The organism is Streptomyces barringtoniae, assembly GCF_020819595.1.
Classification (GTDB): domain Bacteria; phylum Actinomycetota; class Actinomycetes; order Streptomycetales; family Streptomycetaceae; genus Streptomyces; species Streptomyces barringtoniae.
In genome coordinates, this window is the sequence record NZ_JAJHNP010000057.1 from 1 (window position 1) to 3,133 (window position 3,133).

General features: G+C 70.3%; 2 protein-coding genes. Both read right to left on the bottom strand.

All coding sequences use genetic code 11. The features are described 5' to 3' along the window. Nucleotides 1-1,927: type I polyketide synthase (locus LMU33_RS40625; protein ID WP_228627102.1), on the bottom strand; the 1,927-nt coding region annotated here is incomplete at its 3' end. Between the two features lie 306 nt (nucleotides 1,928-2,233). Next, nucleotides 2,234-3,133, bottom strand: a 900-nt coding sequence (locus LMU33_RS40630; RefSeq protein ID WP_228627104.1) for a beta-ketoacyl reductase, incomplete at its 5' end; no start/stop codon positions are given.

The following is a 3,133-nucleotide window of genomic DNA, read 5'->3' on the forward strand; positions in this document are numbered from 1 at the left end:
GCTTGATGCCCCACGATTCGAGGAGCCGGAACAGCGCCACCTCCACCGCGAACAGGGCGGGCTGGGTGTACGCCGTCTGGTCCAGGGCCGCGGACTCGTCGCAGAACATCGCCTCGCGCAGCGGCAGTTCGAACCGTGCGAGAACCTCGTCCAGGGCCTCGGCGAACGCCGGATACGTCTCGTACAGCTCACGGCCCATACCCGCGCGCTGGCTGCCCTGACCCGAGAACAGGAACGCCACCTTGCCCTCGGTGGCCGCTTCCAATGCGCTCGTCATCTCCCCGGCGGCCAGCGCGGTGAGGCCGGTCAGCAGCTCCTCGCGGTCGCTCGCGACGAGCACGGCCCGGCGGTCGAGCGCGGGGCGGCTGACGGCCTGGGAGTAGGCGATGTCGGCGAGAGGCACTTCCGGCCGGGCTGCCAGGTGAGCGCGGAGCCGGCCGGCCTGGGCGCGCAGCGCCGCCTCGTCCTTGCCGGACAGCACCACCGGTACGTGCGGCAGGCGCCCCGCCCCATCGGCGGCCGGCGCCGAAGTCCCGGTGGTCTCCTCGGCCTCTTCCAGAATGGTGTGGGCGTTGGTGCCGCTCATGCCGAACGACGACACGCCGATGCGCCGCGGGCGGTCGGTGCGCGGCCACTCCTGCGCCTCGGACAGCAGCGACACCTCGCCCGCGGACCAGTCGACATGCGGCGTCGGCTCGTTCAGGTGCAGCGTCCTGGGCAGCACGCCGTTGCGCAGTGCCATGACCGACTTGATGACGCCGGCGACGCCGGCGGCGGCCTGCGCGTGCCCGATGTTGGTCTTCAGCGAGCCGAGCCAGAGCGGCTGGTCCTGCGGCCGGTCCTGGCCGTAGGTGGCGAGCAGCGCCTGGGCCTCGATCGGGTCGCCGAGTGCGGTGCCGGTGCCGTGCGCCTCGACGGCGTCGACCTCCTGCGGGGTGAGCCGTGCGTTGGCCAGGGCCTGCAGGATGACCCGCTGCTGGGACGGGCCGTTGGGTGCCGTGAGCCCGTTGCTGGCACCGTCCTGGTTGACAGCGGTGCCACGAACCACGGCCAGCACCGGATGCCCCTTGCGACGGGCGTCGGAGAGCCGTTCGACCAGCAGGATGCCCACGCCCTCGGCGAGGCAGAAACCGTCGGCCGCGGAGGAGAAGGCCTTGCAGCGGCCGTCCATGGCCAGGCCGCGCTGCTTGCTGTAGTCGATGAAGGTGCCCGGCGCCGACATCAGGGTCGCGCCGCCGGCCAGCGCCATCGAGCACTCGCCGTTGCGCAGCGCCTGGACGGCCAGGTGCAGGGCGACCAGCGACGAGGAGCAGGCGGTGTCGACGGTGAGGGCGGGCCCCTCGAGCCCGAAGGCGTACGACAGCCGGCCGGAGGCGACGCTGGCGGCGTTGCCGGTGCCCAGGTAGCCCTCGAGATCCTCGGACGAGCTCAGCAGCGCGGTCAGGTAGTCGTGGCTGCTGGTGCCGACGAAGACGCCGACCTGCTTGCCGCGCAGGGTCGTCGGGTCGATGCCGGCGCGTTCGAACGCCTCCCACGACGTCTCCAGCAGCAGCCGCTGCTGGGGGTCCATGGACAGAGCCTCACGCGGGCTGATGCCGAAGGGGCTGGGGTCGAACCCTGCGATGTCGCGGACGAACCCGCCCTGCTTGACGTAGCTGGTGCCCGGGTGCTCGGGGTCGGGGTGGTAGACGGTGTCGAGGTCCCAGCCGCGGTCGGCGGGAAACTCCGTGACGACGTCCACTTCGTCGGTCACCAACTGCCACAGGTCCTCGGGAGAGGTGACCCCGCCGGGGTAGCGGCAGCTCATCGCCACGACGGCGATGGGGTCCTGGTTCTTCGCCTCGGCCTCACGCAGGCGCTGACGGGTCTGGTGCAGATCCGCCGTCACCAGCTTGAGGTAGTCCCGCAGCGTCTCTTCATTCGCCATTTAAACGCAACCCATTTACGGCAGACGGCATCGGAAAAAGGAACCAGAAATGAATCGGACCGAGAAGTGATTCAACCCGCTTCTCGTGGGCAGGCTATGGTCGCCCAAATGCCCTCGACAACCCCTGACCGCCCCCTACGCACCCCTGAGCGACGGAGGTGAGCAGGGGGGGAGGGCATGAGGTCCCGGCCCGTGGAAGGGGTCGGGAAAAGAACCGCGGGATCAATTTCACCGCGGTTCTCGACCGAGAAGTCTGACGGACTCCGAGGAAATCCGTCAATGCTCACGGGTCATACTTTAGGCGAGTCACGCCCTGCCGAGGCCCTCGTTGATGAACGCGATGAGTTCTTCGTCGCTGGCCGCCTCAAGCTGTGACACGTCATTGATGCCACCGCCCTGCGCGGACCCGTCCTCGGCGGCCGGCGCGTCGGTGTCGTTCCACTTCCCCAGCAGCGACTGCAGACGCATGGTGATACGGGCCCTGGTCACGTTGTCCGGGCTGGCGCCGGCGAGCAGCGACTCCAGCCGGTCGAGCTCTTCCAGCACCGGTGCGCCACCGTCCGCCTCCGGCACCACCTCGCCGCGCAGGTATCCGGCCACCGCGGACGGCGTCGGATGGTCGAAGATCAGGGTGGGCGGCAGTTTCAGCCCGGTCGCGGCGCCGAGCCGGTTGCGCAGTTCGACTGCGGTGAGCGAGTCGAAGCCGAGTTCCTTGAAGGCCCGGTTGGCCTCCACCGCGTCGATGCCGGCATGCCCCAGTACGGCGGCGACGGCGCCTCGCACCAGGTCCAGCAGCAGGCGTTCCTGTTCGGTGGCCGACAGGCCCGCGAGCTGCTTGGTGAGCGGTACCGCACCCGTGGGGTCGTCCGCGTGGTCGGGTTGTGCGTTCTCGATGACTTCCCGGGCCTCCGGCAGGTCGTCCAGCAGGGGACGCGACCGGTCTGCGGTGAAGGCGAGCGCGAAGCGCTTCCACTCCATGTCGATGACGGTCAGTGCCGTCTCGTCCCGGTCCAGGGCCTGGCCCAGGGCGGTGACGGCGAGGTCGGGCGCCATCTCCAGGATGCCGTGCCGGCGCATACGGTCGCCCACCGGGCCGGCGACCGCACTGCCGTCGCCCCACGGTCCCCAGGCAAGCGTGGTGGCCGTCAGTCCCTCCGCCCGCCGCTGCTCGGCCAGTGCCTCCAGGAAGGCGTTGCCCGGTGCCTG